Source organism: Psychrobacter arcticus 273-4 (assembly GCF_000012305.1).
GTDB lineage: Bacteria > Pseudomonadota > Gammaproteobacteria > Pseudomonadales > Moraxellaceae > Psychrobacter > Psychrobacter arcticus.
Genome location: NC_007204.1, coordinates 1,912,400 through 1,928,405, shown reverse-complemented (window position 1 = coordinate 1,928,405; position 16,006 = coordinate 1,912,400). Strand labels below are relative to the sequence as shown.

14 protein-coding genes are annotated in these 16,006 nt (G+C 42.4%); 4 read left to right on the top strand and 10 right to left on the bottom strand.

The window, feature by feature from the left end; all coding sequences use genetic code 11:
* Positions 1–15: 15 nt before the first annotated feature.
* A complete protein-coding gene (locus PSYC_RS08160; RefSeq protein WP_011280839.1) occupies positions 16–1,362 on the bottom strand; it encodes an efflux RND transporter periplasmic adaptor subunit in 1,347 nt (448 codons plus the stop codon).
* Between the two features lie 681 nt (positions 1,363–2,043).
* On the bottom strand, positions 2,044–2,973 hold the full coding sequence (locus PSYC_RS08155) for a polyprenyl synthetase family protein (RefSeq protein WP_201500664.1): 930 nt from the start codon (positions 2,971–2,973) through the stop codon (positions 2,044–2,046).
* Positions 2,974–3,783: 810 nt separating this feature from the next.
* On the opposite strand from PSYC_RS08155, the gene rplU reads away from it, so the two are divergent.
* The 3 genes from rplU to lolA all read left to right on the top strand — a co-directional run bounded on the left by rplU (position 3,784) and on the right by lolA (position 5,508).
* Positions 3,784–4,095 carry a 50S ribosomal protein L21 gene (gene rplU, locus PSYC_RS08150; RefSeq protein WP_011280837.1) on the top strand — a complete coding sequence of 104 codons (312 nt, stop codon included), beginning with the start codon at positions 3,784–3,786 and terminating at the stop codon, positions 4,093–4,095.
* Positions 4,096–4,186: 91 nt separating this feature from the next.
* Positions 4,187–4,444: a 50S ribosomal protein L27 gene (gene rpmA / locus PSYC_RS08145; RefSeq protein WP_010199200.1), complete on the top strand. Its 258-nt coding sequence runs from the start codon at positions 4,187–4,189 to the stop codon at positions 4,442–4,444.
* A 362-nt stretch (positions 4,445–4,806) separates the two neighbouring features.
* Entirely contained in the window at positions 4,807–5,508 is a 702-nt protein-coding gene (gene lolA, locus PSYC_RS08140) for an outer membrane lipoprotein chaperone LolA (RefSeq protein ID WP_011280836.1), read from the top strand.
* A gap of 279 nt (positions 5,509–5,787) precedes the next feature.
* Here lolA and scpB read toward each other — a convergent pair whose 3' ends face one another.
* From scpB to mrdA, 8 genes are all read right to left on the bottom strand, one after another.
* Positions 5,788–6,339, bottom strand: a complete 552-nt coding sequence (gene scpB / locus PSYC_RS08135) for an SMC-Scp complex subunit ScpB (RefSeq protein ID WP_011280835.1) — start codon at positions 6,337–6,339, stop codon at positions 5,788–5,790.
* Positions 6,340–6,401: 62 nt separating this feature from the next.
* Positions 6,402–7,268, bottom strand: coding sequence for a segregation and condensation protein A (locus PSYC_RS08130; protein ID WP_011280834.1), 867 nt, complete (start codon positions 7,266–7,268; stop codon positions 6,402–6,404).
* A 97-nt stretch (positions 7,269–7,365) separates the two neighbouring features.
* Entirely contained in the window at positions 7,366–8,454 is a 1,089-nt protein-coding gene (locus PSYC_RS08125) for a tryptophan--tRNA ligase (RefSeq protein ID WP_011280833.1), read from the bottom strand.
* A 125-nt stretch (positions 8,455–8,579) separates the two neighbouring features.
* Positions 8,580–9,671 carry a lipid A biosynthesis acyltransferase gene (locus tag PSYC_RS08120; RefSeq protein ID WP_011280832.1) on the bottom strand — a complete coding sequence of 364 codons (1,092 nt, stop codon included), beginning with the start codon at positions 9,669–9,671 and terminating at the stop codon, positions 8,580–8,582.
* Between the two features lie 281 nt (positions 9,672–9,952).
* Positions 9,953–10,339, bottom strand: a complete 387-nt coding sequence (gene rpsI, locus PSYC_RS08115; protein WP_011280831.1) for a 30S ribosomal protein S9 — start codon at positions 10,337–10,339, stop codon at positions 9,953–9,955.
* A 10-nt stretch (positions 10,340–10,349) separates the two neighbouring features.
* Positions 10,350–10,778 carry a 50S ribosomal protein L13 gene (gene rplM / locus PSYC_RS08110; RefSeq protein WP_011280830.1) on the bottom strand — a complete coding sequence of 143 codons (429 nt, stop codon included), beginning with the start codon at positions 10,776–10,778 and terminating at the stop codon, positions 10,350–10,352.
* Between the two features lie 211 nt (positions 10,779–10,989).
* Positions 10,990–11,676 (bottom strand): 16S rRNA (guanine(966)-N(2))-methyltransferase RsmD, encoded by a 687-nt coding sequence (gene rsmD, locus PSYC_RS08105; protein WP_041757735.1) that lies wholly within the window; start codon positions 11,674–11,676, stop codon positions 10,990–10,992.
* Between the two features lie 36 nt (positions 11,677–11,712).
* On the bottom strand, positions 11,713–13,707 hold the full coding sequence (gene mrdA / locus PSYC_RS08100; protein WP_011280828.1) for a penicillin-binding protein 2: 1,995 nt from the start codon (positions 13,705–13,707) through the stop codon (positions 11,713–11,715).
* A 781-nt stretch (positions 13,708–14,488) separates the two neighbouring features.
* Here mrdA and PSYC_RS08095 point away from each other — a divergent pair.
* Positions 14,489–15,823 carry a membrane protein gene (locus PSYC_RS08095; RefSeq protein ID WP_011280827.1) on the top strand — a complete coding sequence of 445 codons (1,335 nt, stop codon included), beginning with the start codon at positions 14,489–14,491 and terminating at the stop codon, positions 15,821–15,823.
* Positions 15,824–16,006 lie beyond the last annotated feature (183 nt).

Here is a 16,006-nt window from a genome sequence, read left to right as displayed (position 1 = left end):
TAGCTTTGAATGGAATTATTTGGCGGCTGATTGTGCAGCTTGCTGCGGTGTTTTGGCAGCAGCCTTTTTGGCAGCAGGCGCAGGGTTTGGATTTTCTAATGGCTTCGCAATAACCTCTTGTTCAGGCTTCACTTTTGCACCACCGATAATCACTACTTTGTCGCCAGCTTGAAGACCGTCAGTGACCACCCATTGTCCTTGATATGTGCCATTAATCGTGACCGGACGAACTTGGATTTTATTGTTTTCATCAACGATATAAACTTGCGTCTCGCTTTTGGTCGAGCGCATCACGGCGCTTTGTGGGACGAGTGCCGCATTGGTGATCACGCTTTGAGTTAAGCGGGCGCTGACATACATACCGGGTAATAAGATATTGCTATTATTCGGGAAGACTGCACGTAATGTCACTGCACCTGTTGATTCATCAACTTTCGCTTCTGACAATGCTAATTCGCCACGTACAGGATAGGTTGAACCGTCCTCTAACACCAATTCAACTGAGTTCATTCCTGCTTGCGCTTTGCCTGCAGATATCTGCTGACGCAATTTAAGCAGCTCAGAGGATGATTGACTGATATCGACATAGATAGGATCTAGGCGTGAGATGGTCACTAAAGGAGTAGGTTGACCTGAGCTGACCAATGTACCAGCAGTCACGCTAGAGCGATCTGTACGACCTGATATAGGAGCACGCACGATGGTACGATTTAGATCTAAGGTACTCGCTTGCAAGCCAGCTTTTGCTGTCTGAATACCAGCTTTTGCACTCTCAATACCTGCTTGTGATTGACTGATAGCCGCATTGGCGCTTTGGACGGCGGCTTGCGCCGTACGCACGGTGGTTTGTGCTTGGTCGTACTGCTGCTTTGAGATGGCATCAATAGCAACCAAACCTTGCAGACGTTGCAAGTCATTTTGTGCTTGTGATAGAGATGCTTGACGGCTGGCCAAATCCGCTTTTGCATTGGCATTATTAGCCAATGCTGTCTGATAGTTGGCTTCTGCTTGTGCTATCGCCGCCTGACCACTGGTAATAGACGTTGCGTAGTTATCCGTATTGATGCGATATAAAGGTTGACCTTTTTTGACGTTGCTGCCCTCACGGAACAACACTTCGTCGATAATTCCGCTCACCTGTGGGCGGACATCAGCGGTTTGATAAGCCGCTGTGCGTCCAGCAAAAATCTGTACTTGTGGTACGGTATCAAAAGTAACAGTCTGAACGTTGACGACGGAGGGTGGCATTTGTTGCTGTGCCGCCGCCGCGTCGCCAGCGGCATCCTCTTTTTTGTCACAGCCAACCAGTACAGCTCCAGATAGTACAGTTGCTATTACAAGCGCAAGATAAGAGTGCTTCATCAAGGTCCTCGGCAATATAAATATCATATAATAAATAGTGACAGTATAAAAAGTTTATGGATACAGCTTAACGTAGAAAATATAAAAAATTAATAGGCATTTATCGTTATCAAAGTATGTCGAATGCTCAATAACCGGATAAGTAAATTTAATGAGAGATTATAAACTATAGGGTATACCCCACAGTCAAGGCACAAAAAAACCATTTTTGGAGGTTGTAATTGACTTTTATCCTGATAAACGACTAGAACCTATTGAAAACAAAAGCGTTACGCTAAAAGTGAAGGGCAAAATCTACAGTGGATAGTCAGTGATAACATTGTTAAATTTTGTTTGTTTGAAAGGTATAGAAGTGTACCATCGATAAAATGATACACATATAGTTGAAATACTTTACTGTCGCTACCGTATTACTGGTGTAAATTTTTTGCAGCCTCTGTCTGCGTAGGCACAGCAAGCAAGAAAAATTTGCACCAGTAGTACCTGTTGTATCGATATTACTTTTCACCGACTATAAATAGAAATTATTAGGCTGTTCAGAAAAACACTGCCTTAGCAATAATTAAGTAAAAATGTAGCAGTAAAGACATTTAACTGCTTATATCAATATAAGCAGTATCGATTTGACTCTCATTGATATAGTAGAAACATAAACAAGAGCTAAGCGTTCTTGGTAAATAATTATAACAAGCGAGCGCTGGCGAGTTCAGTCAACTGGTATAAGCCTTGACGATAGCGATTGTCAGGTAAGCTACTGAGCGCTTGTTGGGCAAGCTTGGTTTCTTCTAACGCACGCTGTTTACAGTACTCTAGTGAGCCTGAATGACGTACCAAAGCGATTAACTGCTCTGCATTTGGTGTTTTTCCTGTCTGCACCGCAATACGTAGCTGCTCATAGTCTTCTTTGTTACTGTCTTTTAATAGCTCTAGTGCTTTAATCGTTGGTAGGGTAGGTTTTCCTTCCGCTAAATCATCGCCGAGATTTTTACCCATCAATTCGCTGTCACCACTATAATCAAGCACGTCATCGATGATCTGAAAGGCATTGCCAAAGTGCTGTCCAAAATCCGCTAATGCTTGCAGGTGCTGAATTTGACCTTGCAAAATCGCAGCGCCTTGAGTTGCCATCATAAACAACCGTGAAGTCTTACCATCGATGATGTTCAGATAGTCTTGCTCAGTTGCTTCAGGGTTATGCTGATGTTGTAACTGCAATACTTCACCTTCAGCGATATCACAAGTGCCGTCTGAGAATACTTGCAATAAAGGTAGACTCTGAAAGCCCACCAACAAATTAAAAGCGCGAGCAATCAGATAATCACCGACCAGTACCGCTGTGGCATTATCCCAAGTGGCATTGGCGGTAGCCTTACCACGGCGCTGTCCTGATTCATCAATCACATCATCATGTACCAAGGTTGCCGTATGCAGCATCTCAGTAATCGCCGCCAAGTGCATGGCTTGCTGTGATGGCTCATCATTAAACATTCGCGCGCATAACAATGTGATCAGTGGGCGCATACGTTTGCCACCAGCGTTAATCACATGCTGTGACACATTCATCACCAGCTGAACTTTGGAATTGAGACTACCAAAGACTTGTTTGTCCATAATCTCAAAATCATCAGCAACAATGCTTTGGATATTAGCATAGGTTGGTGTTGTTGATAGATTGACTGATGGCGCAGTAGATAATGGGGCGGCGACGTTAGATAAAGAAGTACAAGTCATAATGAATAATCATACCAATGAGAGTTTAAGGATATTTAAACAGCTATAGTCGGTGAAAAGTAATATCGATACAACACGTACTACTGGTGCAAATTTTTCTTGCTTGCTGTGCCTACGCAGACAGAGGCTGCAAAAAATTTACACCAGTAATACGGTAGCGACTTTAAAGTATTTCAACTATATATGCCGTAAAGCCAGTGTTCTAGGCATAATAGCATAGCTGTTTAAATAAATTGATGATTTAAGTATAGCAGATAGCACAGTGCAGCTTAATATATAATACGGCACTGATTATTGTAAAAAATGGCCAATAACTGATTCAATATATGGATATATTAAAAATTATTTCTTCATAATGTATGCCGATTACCTGTCTATTTACAAAAAACTGTAAGTATCTGATTAGATAAGCTATAATAGCCGCTGTTGGATTTTAACCAATATTCCTGTTTGTTTTGTTATTAGGCGGTCTGTATTAATAGCGATATACATTACGCTGGTTAATCAACGACATTGTGCCTGATACGAGCATAGATTTTTGGTATTACCACCATACAAAAACAAGAGGTACGGCTTGCTTTTATGAGCAAAAAGCCGTAAAATCTTGCCTTTAATTTTTCCCTGTCGTGTTCGTCGTCGAAGTGTTGGTATGATATCAGCCACGGCACACGGGTTAAACGGAGTCATACAATGTACGCAGTAATCAAAACTGGTGGTAAACAGCACCGTGTAGTCGTTAATGAATTGCTTAAAGTTGAATTACTTAAAGCAGAAACAGGCGAAACAATCAAATTTGAAGATGTGTTGATGATTGTTGATGGTGAAACTGTCAAGATCGGTCAGCCTATCGTTGAAGGTGCTAGTGTTGAAGTTGAAGTTGTTGAGCATGGTCGCGGCGAAAAAATCCGTATCGTCAAGCACAACCGTCGTAAGCATTACCACAAAGAGCAAGGTCACCGCCAATGGTATACCTTGTTAAAAATCAAAGCTATTAATGCCTAATTCACCACTTAGCAATTACTGCTAAATAGCGCACTACATGCTTAAGAGTTGTCGCATTAGCGATAAGTCACATTAACAAGGAGATTTTCTCATGGCACATAAAAAAGCTGCCGGTTCAAGCCGTAACGGTCGTGATTCAAACCCAAAAATGCTCGGCGTAAAAATCTTTGGTGGTCAAGCCATCGTCGCTGGTAACATCATCGTTCGTCAACGTGGTACAGAATTCCACGCCGGCGAAGGTGTTGGCATGGGTCGTGACCATACTTTATTTGCACTAAATGACGGTGTGGTAAAGTTTGCGACCAAAGGTAAATTTAACCGTCGTTATGTGATGGTTGAAAGCGCATAATTGCCCATCTAGATTGTTTTATCTTTTAGGTAAAATAATTCGATGACTAAGAAAGCCCTTATTACCGGTAGGTAGTAAGGGCTTTTTTATGCCTATAAGCTTATGTTAACCAGCGCTAAAAACTATTAAAACCATCATAACGACCATTTATTACTGTGTAACGGTGCTGGTTACAAGCGTGTATGGCGTCGGTAGTAATGATTGCAAATCATGACTAGGCGCGTAATAAAAAAACTGGCACACTGTCCTCATTGTTTTATCACACCGGTTTTGTACTCGTACGATAAACATTTACCGAAAACAAAAATTTGATAAAACGTTTTATTTTTTATGCGATTTTGCATTTTGAAAGAGGATTTATAATGACTTTATTAACCAATCAATCGAATAAACAGGCAATAACGTTAAAACAAAAACTTATGGGCGGAGCATTGGCAGGTGTTTTAATGACCACGCTTGGCGTTGCAGCTCCTATGATGGCATTAACGCAATCGGCGACAGCAGCACCTGCAGATAAATTAACGGCGTCTAAGCGTCTAAACAAGCTTTTAACCAATACCAAAAGCATGACTGCCAACTTTAGCCAAACGACCAAGGGCGCTAATAGCGGTACGTTCAGTGGTGCTATGAGTGTACAACGTCCAAATAATTTCCGCTGGGAAACTAAATCACCGTCAGAACAGCTGATTGTGGCGAATGGTAGCTCGATGTGGGTTTATGATAAGGATTTGGAGCAAGCAACCAAACAAAAGGTAGACAGCCAGGTGGGTAATACACCGGCGCTATTACTATCGGGTGACCCAAGTAAAATCGATAAGAACTTTAAAATCACCCAGCCGTATGCCAATAAAAACTACTATGTGTTGTATCCAAAGTCAGATAGTGCCAGCTTTAAGAGCTTATCAATGAGCTTTAGCGGTGGTAAGCCTGTGATGATGGTGTTAAATGATAGCTTGGGTCAAACCACCTCTATTAGGTTTAGCCGTATCAAAATGAACTCAAGCATCAGTAGCAGTCAGTTTAAGTTCACACCACCAAAAGGTGTTGATATTATCAATCAATAAGAGCCAATTATCAAAAGCTGATCAAGAAATTTATTGATTAAGCTGACTTACTAGAACAATAAAAAAGGACATACCTAAATGGTGTGTCCTTTTTTATTGAGTAAGAATATTTTATCGGTCTAATTTTAATTTATTTAAGAGGATGCTCTGATGCTGTCTATATAGTCGGTGAAAAGTAATATCGATACAACACGTACTACTGGTGCAAATTTTTCTTGCTTGCTGTGCCTACGCAGACAGAGGCTGCAAAAAATTTACACCAGTAGTACTGTAGCGACTTTAAAGTATTTCAACTATATCTGGCATGGGCGGCAGCTCATCCAAATGGCTCAGTCCAAAGGCATCTAAAAATTTCGGTGTGGTGTGCAGCAATGCCGGACGCCCTAAAGTATCTTTATGACCGTTCTCTTCAATCCAACCTTTATCAAATAGTTGGCGTAATATAGTGCTCGATAGCGTCACACCGCGCACATGTTCTATGTCGCTGCGCGTCACCGGTTGCTTATAAGCAATCACACTCAGTGTCTCAAGTAACGCTTGGCTTAGACGTTCTTGACGTTGTGGAAAGACGCTTTGGATTAAGGCACTATGGCTATCAGCGATTTGCAAGCGATAACCACTGGCAGTATGATGTAAATTTAATACGCCAAGATCCAAACGTTGCTTTAGCAGTGCTAGAGCCTGCTCTAAGGTCTTAGTCGTCAAGGAGAGGTGTTTTTTTAAGTGATTAGCAGTCAAGGGCACTTCTGAAGCATGCAGTAAAACTTCGATCTGTTTGCTGATGTCTTTAATAGACAGTAGGTCTTCTTTAGTATCGTCTGTAGCTGCCATTTCAATGTAATCTTCTTCAGTTTAATGATTTTGTCTTAGACTTATTATAAAGCCCGTTCAGATTATGCTAGCCACTCTAACGTTAATTTTTCGAGTAAATCGCTATGAGTAGACAGACTGCCATCAGCGTTAGTTGCTGTGCTAACGCCACTGTCTACATTATTAGCAACCACACCAATCAGTTGACGCTTGATTAATTCAAGCACTGCAACAAAGCTGACCACCACACCTATTTTACCTTGAGCTTTATCTAACAGCTCATGAAAAGAGCGCGCACCATCCGTGCTCAGCTGCCGACTGATACTAGCGATACGATCAGCAAGTGGCACGGCATCGACCTTGATGCTATGCATCTGATAGTCTGGTTGCAGCTGCATCTTAAACAAGCTATCAATCAACAGGGTAGGTGAGTAGCTTGGCAGCTCCGAATTCATAATGTCTTGATTGGGCATACTGACCATAGCCAAAAATACATCGCGCTCAAGTCGGATTAAGTTGTCTAAACGTTGACTGGCGGCTTTGACTTGGGTGTATTCCTCAAGACGCTCAATCAGTTCAGCTTTTGGATCACGCTCATCCGTAGGCATTTCTGGCATAGGGAGTAGCAGCTCAGTCTTAATCGCAATCAAGGTTGATGCCATTAGTAGATAGTCACCCGCCAACTCAAAATGATTGGTGTCCAATTTACTGATATAAGCCAAATACTGCTCTGTAATCGGTAATATGGGCATTCGCGTCAAATCGACGTTATTTTTCTTGACCAGATATAATAAAAAATCTAGTGGTCCTGCAAACTGCTCGAGCCAAATAGCAAACGCTTGCGGCGGCACATACAGATCTTCTGGTAAATGCTGAACAGGCGTCTGATAAATACGCAGAGACATATCATGAATCTCTGCGCTAGACTCAGTTAATCGATTACTTTGCATGGCGGCAATCTATTATCGTCATAAATATAGTTGAAATACTTTAAAGTCGCACCAGTAGTACGTGTTGTATCGATATGATTTTTCACCGACTATAATTTTATTTAAGTTTAGCAAGTGGACGAATACCAATAGCACGGCGAGTTTTGTCTAATTGCTTACGGCTATGACGACGAGCTTTTTCTGCACCCATCTGTAGGATTTCTTCTAGCTCTTTCGGGTTGGCCATCAGTTCCTCATAACGTGCGCGGAACGGCGCAACTTCATTATTGATTTTGTCAAATAAGGCTTGCTTTGCATCACCCCAGCCAATACCGGCAGCAAACTGTCTACGCATATCGACAATCTCTTCTGGCGTTGCAAAGGCTTTATAAATCTCAAAAATAGCAGAATCATCAGAGTCTTTTGGCTCAGCAGGTAACTGCGAGTTGGTGACGATTTTCATAATGGCTTTATGCATCTGCTTTTCGCCGCTAACTTGTGGATTAATCTCACCAAATAGGGGAATGGTATTACTATAACTTTTACTCATTTTACGCCCATCAAGACCTGTGAGTAGTGGAATATCGTCATCTACCACAGCAGACGGCAGCGTAAACAGCGTCTTATAGCGATGATTAAAGGTGCCTGCGATGTCACGTGCCATCTCAATATGCTGGATTTGGTCACGACCAACAGGCACATGCGTGGCATTGAACATCAAGATATCTGCTGCCATCAGAACCGGATAGCCAAATAGCCCCATGTTGATACCCTGATCAGGATCGACATTTTCCTTTTCCATATTGATATCGACTGACGCTTTATAAGCGTGCGCTCGATTCATCAGACCTTTTGCACATGAGCAGTTTAGAATCCAGGCAAGCTCTAAGATTTCAGGCACATCTGATTGACGGTAAAAAGTGACACGCTCAGGGTCAAGACCACAAGCAATCCAAGTCGCCGCAATGGCTTTGGTAGATTCATGAATAATAGCAGGGTCATAACAGCCGATAATGCCATGATAATCCGCTAGAAAAAAGAATGCTTCATCATCACTGTTTTTAATTGATTCAATCGCTGGACGAATCGCGCCAACGTAATTACCCAAATGTAGGGTGCCAGTAGGTTTGATACCCGTGAGGATGCGTTTGGCTGGTGCTGAGCTATTAATATTCGTTTGGCTGTCAGAAATCTGGTTATTACTCATGGGAAATCCGTTATTGATTTATCAAATTATTATAAATTCACAGTTATTTATATGCTGGTAACAGCAAAAAATCTTAGCTGCAAATTATAGCAAATTATGCCAGTGATTTTCGTGGGAATAAAAGCTTACTTATAGATATCTCTACGACCTTCGGGAGCGTTTTTAAAACGGCGATGGAACCACATCCACTGAGTGGGATCGATACGAATTAAGCCTTCTAGCACTTCATTAACCCGCGTGGCATCAGCAATCTCGTCATTGCTAGGGTAGTTATCTAATTCTGGCGTAATCGTCAGATGATAATGGGGACGTTTACCGCTTGGTAAATTGTCTGGCGTCTGCCGATAAGTATGTAGTGCCATTACTGCTGGTGGATGCTCTTTACTACCTAATGTTGCCAGTCGCCGCGTTGCTGTAAGGGTTGCCGCTGGTACGCCAAAGAATGGCGCCATGACGCCTGGTTTTAAACCGTAATCTTGATCCGGTGAATACCAAATCACATGACCCTTTTTAAGAGAGTCAACGAGGCTACGCATATTGCGATTGGAGATTTGTTTGCTAAGGATACTCGTGCGACCGTTATAAATAAACCAATCAAGCAGCGCATTATTCTGCGGACGATACATACCATCCATTGGGAAGAATTGGGTACAGAGCATACCGCCTAGATCAAGCATCGTATAATGGGCACCCAGTAAGATAACAGCGCGACCATTATTTTGTGCATTAATGACATGCTGTAACCCTGAGATAGATACGGTACGGGTAAAGACATTCGGACGGAACCAAGCACATAAAGTTTCAAACACACCAATGCCCTGATTGACAAAGACTTGTTTTGCCATCAGTTCACGTTCAACTTCTGGCTTTTCTGGAAATGCCAACTTGAGATTAATTGAGGTATCACGTCGACGTGAGCCTACTATAGTATAGATTAAAATACCGAGCTTACGACCGAGCCAAAATTGCCACCGTAACGGTAGATAAACCAGCGGCAAAAAAATAGCAAATAATAGCCAAATGCCCCAATACTTAGGCATTAAAAACTGCCACTCAAAAGGTTTTTTTTCTGCTTGATCGGTTCGCTTATGCGTTTGGGTAATCGTCGGTGTGCCAGCAGGTAAAGTAGGCGACTTTACGGTCGACTGTCTATCTGGTGACGGCAGTCTGCTCTTTGAAGTAGATTTGCTAGGATCGTATTGTTCAGGCGCTTTCATAAGACTGTTACTAGTAATGAAAATTTATGATTATGATGGGGCAGTATGCTTGGCTTTGCAAGGTAATTTGCACCTTGAGATGCAGGATTTATCGGCAAATGAGTGCGATATAGCAGTTGGTTTTTTACAATAGTCCCAGCTTATAAAACTGTCAGGCATAAAAAAACCTTATAAGCTGTGACCAGCTTATAAGGTTTTGCAAATCTATTCTTATACTTAATGCTGCAGCTGTTGCTCTGAGATAAAGACAACAGTCGCAAAAATATAAGAGATAGCTTTGATTAACGTTTTGAGAATTGTGGACGTTTACGTGCTTTACGTAGACCCAATTTCTTACGTTCAACTTGACGTGAATCACGAGTAACAAAGCCGGCTGCTTTTAGAGCAGGTTTGTTAGATGCGTCAAGCTCAATCAATGCACGCGTGATGCCGTGACGGATTGCGCCAGCTTGACCACTAATACCGCCACCTTTTACAGTGATGTAAAGGTCATAAGCAGTAGGTGATTCAAGTAATTCTAAAGGCTGACGAACAACCATGCGCGACGTTTCGCGGCTGAAATACTCATCAAGTGGTTTGCCGTTAACAACAATGCTACCAGTACCTTTCGCTAAAAAGACACGAGCAGTAGAAGTCTTGCGGCGACCAGTTCCGTAATTGCGTTCCATAAGTGTATCCTTAGATGTCTAGTTCTTTAGGTTGCTGAGCTTCATGTGGATGTTCGGTACCCGCATAAAGTTTTAGCTTCTTGATCATCGCGTAGCCAAGAGGACCTTTAGGAAGCATACCCTTAACCGCTTTGTGTAGAACATCTTCAGGCTTATGTGCAATCAGCTTAGTGAAGTTGGTTTCTTTAATACCGCCTGGGTAACCACTGTGACGATAGTATTTTTTATCTTGCGCTTTTTTACCCGTTACCGCGATTTTTTCTGCATTGATGACAACAATAAAGTCACCAGTATCTACGTGTGGAGTAAAACAAGTCTTATGCTTGCCACGTAAGCGTGTAGCGATTTGAGTAGCTAAGCGACCAAGGGTTTTGCCGTCAGCATCTACGACATACCAGTCATGGGTCACTTCAGCTGGTTTTGCACTAAGTGTTTTCATGATAAAACCTTAAAATTAGAATTCGTTGAGAGTTTAGCTGGGAACGGGGCTCTCAAAAAACAGACTGCACATTATAAGCAGTAGCGCCTACGCTTGCAAGCTGCATTGGGGTTTATTTTCGCCTTATATACATTAAACTGCAGCGTTGGCCAGTTTTTTAGCGGTTTTAAACATTTGTAAATTTTATTAATAGCATTCATTAACTAGGCAATTATGACGATAATAGACGATAAAGTCCAGCAACAACTTGTCCAACTTTAGTCTGTTTCAGACAGTCAAAATACAATGTTTGATGATGAGTGCCTTTTTGCGCCGCTAGCGTGGTATTAAAAACCGCCGCCAGTTCGCTCAATTGCTCATTCAACTCCTTATCTGCTTCTAAATAGATAAGCGTGTCTGTATCAATTAGATCTTGGGTAAACAAGGTGGTCAAAATAGGTTGCCACAAATCCTCAGCATAAGGTGGATCAATAAACACGATATCAAAGGGACGTGGCACAAGCTGCTTTTGTTGTAGAACTTGTTCGGCTGTGCCTTGAATAATTTGATGGCTGTCGATATCAAGACGTAACAGCTCGGCACTTTGGCGTAACATTTGACTTTGGGCAGCATTCATTTCGATAAAGGTGCAATGGGCAGCGCCGCGCGATAAGGCTTCGAAACCTAAGACGCCGCTACCAGCACAGCTATCGAGCACTTGGGCATCATGAATATTAGCAATCAGCCAATTAAACAAGGTCTCGCGTAGTCTATCTGGGGTCGGGCGCAAGCCTTCTGCATCCACAAAGCGCACAACACGGCGTTTAAACTGACCACCGATAATACGTACATCACCAGCCGCAGTAAGTTTGGTTTTTTGATTTTTGTTAGAATTATGCGCGCTTGAGGGCTTTTTCATCATCTTACCTTCGATACCTTGTTCATACTCGACATTTTATTCAGTGGTCGCTGTAGCAGTTTGAGCCTGCGCTTTTGTCTTTTCTTTTGCTGCTTTTAATGCTTTGTCTTCTTTATCACGTATGGCATCAAGCGTGGCTTTTTCGAATGCTTTTTGGCGTTTAATGACCTTTAGCTGATCAGTAGTAGGCGGCAAAATAGGATTGGTGTCGCGCTGCAATACCCAATAATCAAATAAGGCTCTGCCAATAGGAGCAGCAACGACACTACCACCACCGCCGTTTTCGACCAATACTGCTAGGGCAATTTGTGGATCCTCCACTGGAGCAAAGCCATTAAACCAAGCATGATCCCACTGGCGCTTATCCAGCGCGGATTTATTATAGCTTTTGCCTTGAGCAATCGATTTCACCTGTGCCGTACCTGTTTTACCAGCAATACGATAGCGCGGTGTATAAATGCCACGTCCTGTTCCCGCTTTGATGGTTTCTTCCATCGCATCGTGCATACGTAGCCAGTCAGAAGGCTTGCCATTGTAATCAATCTTGCCATCAGGCTTAGTGATGACATCGACTGCTGCCGCCCCGTCACTACTTTTTAATAGATGGGGGGTGATGTGGAAGCCTTTGCTCGCCGTCATGGCAGTTGCATTGGCAATCTGTAGTGGCGTCGCTAAGAAATAGCCCTGACCGATACTGACAGAAATCGTTTCACCCGGTAACCAGCCTTTATCGTAAGTGTCTTTTTTCCATTTTGGTGAAGGCATAACCCCAGATTTTTCATTGGGCAAGTCAATGCCAGTCTCTTCACCGAACCCAAAACGTACCATCCAGTCATGTAAGCGCTGAATGCCCATCTCATAAGCCAATTTATAATAATAAGTATCGACTGACATGACGATGGATTGTTTGAGGTCAACCGTACCATGACCACCTTTTTTCCAGTCGCGAAAACGGTGTGAATCACCCGGCAGGCTAAAATAACCTGGATCGTAAATAGTGGTATCCCAGTTACGCAGGCCATAATGAATACCACCTAAGCCTTCAAAGGGCTTAATGGTTGAGCCGGGCGGATAAGTACCTTGCAGGGCACGATTATAAAGTGGCTGATCCAAATCTTCACGTAGATCGTCATAGTCTTTAAAGGAGATGCCGGAGATAAAAGGGTTTGGGTCATAACTTGGATTACTGACAAATGCCAATACGTCGCCATTTTTGGGATCTATCGCCACGATAGCGCCGCGCCGACCATCAAGCTGCTGCTGCGCTACAACCTGCAATCCATAATCTAAGCTTAGGGTAATGTCATTGCCGGCGATTGGTGCTTTGGTATCGAGTTGACGCAGGATATTACCGTGCGCATCGGTTTCTACCGACTGATAGCCCGGTTGCCCAAGTAAAATATTTTCATAAAAATCTTCGATGCCAATCTTACCGATAAGGTCAGTACCGGCATATCGATCTTTATTTATCTGCTTAGATTCTTTGTCATTAATGCGTCCAACATAGCCAATAACATGAGCGAAAAGCTCATCATAAGGGTAGGAGCGTGTGAGCTTACTTTGAATAGTGACACCGCGGAAAAAGGGCTTACGTTCACTAAACTGCGCCAACTGCGCCTCGGTTAAATCAATCTTGATGGTCACCGGATCGTTTTTATTTTTACTCAGACGCGCTAAAATATCGGTGATATTTTCATCCGTCAAATCAAAGATAGGTGCCAGTAATTGTAAGGTGCGTTCTGGGTCTCCCACTTCGTCAGGACTTAACATGGCAGTAAATACAGGCTGATTGTCAGCAAGGATAATGCCATTGCGATCATAAATATAACCACGGCTTGGCGGGGCAGAAATCAATTTGATACGATTGTTGTCCGATTGGGTCGTATATTTATCGTGCGCAAAAATCTGCAGAAACCCATAACGTGCTATTAACCCTAGCAAACCCACAAATATTATTAATCCAAGGATAAGAATTCGACTGGTAAAAATACTATTGACCTGTTCGGTATCAGGAGTGAGCGGTTTGTTCATATAAAGTCAGTACCCAAACGGTCAGTGAGACAATAAATCAAGAAAGTATCAAAGGATGTCGTAATAGAATTGCAGTCGACCATGCCAAATATTATGCCGGCAAAGCAAGGTGAGCATAAGAAATAAGCCAAATTATTTCAAGGACATAGTACGCTATGAGGAAGATTTTATGTTAGTAATTTTGCCATCATATACATACAAATACTTATTAAAATCTAACGGCAAATTATAACAGATCAAAAGCAATGACGCAGTAGGCAGTCATTTATTTTATCGCTGTTATGAAAGATGGCATTATGATGAGTCTTATTATGGTTAGTGACATATTTAATAACGTAGATAATAACTTAATAACGTAGATAATAACCACGTAAAGGATAAAAATACGGTCGTAAAATCAACTGCTGGCAATAACTTTGGTAGATTATTTTAAGGGTTTCGTACATCAAAGTAGCGCGTAAAACGTGTCATCTCTAGTCACAACTTGCCTAGGGTCTAACTGTGCTAATGGATGTCAAGTATGCTAAAATCAGGCGATTTCTTTTGTAGTATAGTCGGTGAAAAGTAATATCGATACAACACGTATTACTGGTGCAAATTTTTCTTGCTTGCTGTGCCTACGCAGACAGAGGCTGCAAAAAATTTACACCAGCCATACTGTAGCGACTTTAAAGTATTTCAACTATAGTTATTGGGGAGAGGGCTTCTTATTGCTAAGCGTTCTTAATGCGCTAAGGGTATTTGGTCAACATCGATTATCACGGCAAGGATACATAAAGTCATGGATGTAACTTCATTGTGGCAAACAATCGCTGAGCACCCTGAATTTTTTGCCATGCTGACCATTCCGCCGGTGACAGCATTTGTGACTTGGATTCATGTGTTGATGGCGCTCAAGATGCTGTTTTATCCAATTAAGTTTCGCGGTATTCGCATCGCTAACTTCCCGTTTTTTGGGCTACCAGGTCTTGGCTGGCAAGGTATTGTTCCAAGAAAAGCGGGTAAGATATCTGGCGTGATTGTTGATCAGACGCTATCGAAGTTGGGCTCACTTGATGAATTTTTTCAGGCGATGGAACCAGACCAGATGGCGATATTCATCACTGAGGCGGTCGATAAAAACCTTGAAAGCTTGATTGATGAGATTATGCTCGATCACTCGCCGGCACTGTGGGGCAATCTTCCTTATGCGCTTAAGCGCCGTGTCTATACCCAAGCGCACCAAGAGCTGCCAAGCATTATGCAATCCTTGGTGACTGACTTGACTTATCATGTCGAAGATTTGGTCGATATGCGCAAGATGATTGTCAACAAGATGGAAAGTGATCGTCGTTTGATGGTCAATATGTTCTTAAAAGTTGGACAAAAAGAAATCAATTTTATTTGGCATATTAGTGCCTTGATTGGGCTAATTTTTGGCATTATCCAAATGTTTATATTTTTGGTAGTGCCGCAACATTGGACAGTACCTTTCTTTGCTGCTATTTGGGGTTTTCTTACTAACTGGATTGCGATTTGGATGGTATTTAATCCTGTAGAGCCACATTTTATCCGTTACGTGAAGTTTTTTGCCTTACAGAGTCGTTTCCCTTTTATCAAACCGCAATTACCGCACATCGCTCGATATCGTTTCCAAGGTGGCTTTATGAAGCGCCAAGAAGAGGTGTCTGAGGTTTTTGCTGAAATTGTGGTCAAGGATTTAGTGACGCTTGAGAACATCATGAATGAGATGATGTATGGTGACCACGCCATCGAAACGCGTGAGTTGATGAAGTCGCATCTGTACAAGGTATTGGAGTCGCCAGTGATTAATACGACTTTACGATTAGGACTGGGTCGCCGCGAATTTGGGCAATTAAAAAATACTATCATTGATAAATCTATCGTTGCAACGATGGTGCCACTACGTGATCCTGAGCTTAATGAAAGCCGTGCCAGTAAGATATTTGGGCTATTTCGTGACCGCATTCGCGCGCTCTCACCCGATGAATTCCAAAACTTATTACGTCCTGCCTTCCGTGAAGATGAAATGACGCTAATTGTGCTGGGCGGCTTAACAGGATTTTTGGCAGGTTGGTTGCATCTGGTCTTGGTGTTTTCCCCTGCCATGCAGTGATAAGTTGTTTTTCATGCTCTTTATACACATCGCATACATAATGGATACAGAAACGTGACAAGTTGACGCTAATGTACCATGCTGTAAGCGCCCTAAGCTGCAATGGCCGATAGGGCTATTTAGATAATAATAGCAGCAAAAAATACCAGCAGTAACGAGTACTGGATACTTTCGACTATCCTG